Origin of the sequence: Winogradskyella sp. 4-2091 (genome assembly GCF_045765065.1) — a bacterium.
Classification (GTDB): Bacteria; Bacteroidota; Bacteroidia; order Flavobacteriales; family Flavobacteriaceae; genus Winogradskyella.
In genome coordinates this window covers 1-608 of the sequence record NZ_JBJKOD010000051.1, presented here as the reverse complement: position 1 = coordinate 608, position 608 = coordinate 1, and the positions used below count along the sequence as shown (strand labels likewise).

Annotated in this window: 1 protein-coding gene; it reads left to right on the top strand. The window is 33.6% G+C overall.

What is annotated here, in order from left to right; genetic code table 11:
* Positions 1–56: 56 nt before the first annotated feature.
* Positions 57–413, top strand: coding sequence for a hypothetical protein (locus ACJBCC_RS17265; protein ID WP_407557931.1), 357 nt, complete (start codon positions 57–59; stop codon positions 411–413).
* Positions 414–608: the final 195 nt, after the last annotated feature.

Below are 608 nucleotides of genomic sequence, written 5' to 3'. Positions count from 1 at the left end.
TGCTTAACCACGCAACAAACCATATACAAACACGTTAGCTTTAATTGTTCCGAAAAATGAAAATCGTAACCGAAAAAATAAATAGTGAACCAAATCATTCCATCTCGAAAAAGGATGTGAAAGCGATTATCGAAATTATTCCCAATGATTGGATTGGAGTTGCTCACATTTTTTCTATTTCGTCTCAACTCTTTGAGAATTCAAATTGGGACAGACCGGTTATTCAGAATAATACAACATTTAAAATATTATCACGCGGAATTGACCGAAACGAAATAATAAAAGAATTACTAATTGAATTGGCTATTAGACCAACAAGAACGTATCCACCGAAAGGACATTCTTTGACAAAATCGCAACGGAAAAAATTGGAAGAATTGATAATGCCATATTATAATAAATTGACTGAATAAAACGGAATTATCACTCAAACGGAATTTGAGCAAGTTTGCGGAATTGAAAAGCGGAATAACAATAAAACGTGCTCACTCAAATGTGTCACAACTAAAAGCTAACAACGTGTATAAAAAATTGCTAAATTAGTGCTTAACCCAAGGTAGTTGCATTTTTGTTACGTCTGAATTTCCTTCGGAAATTCCTCGCACACA

Excerpts from the sequence above, each read along its gene's own strand:
- ACJBCC_RS17265 (WP_407557931.1), top strand. The coding sequence starts at position 57 with ATGAAAATCGTAACCGAAAAAATAAATAGTGAACCAAATCATTCCATC.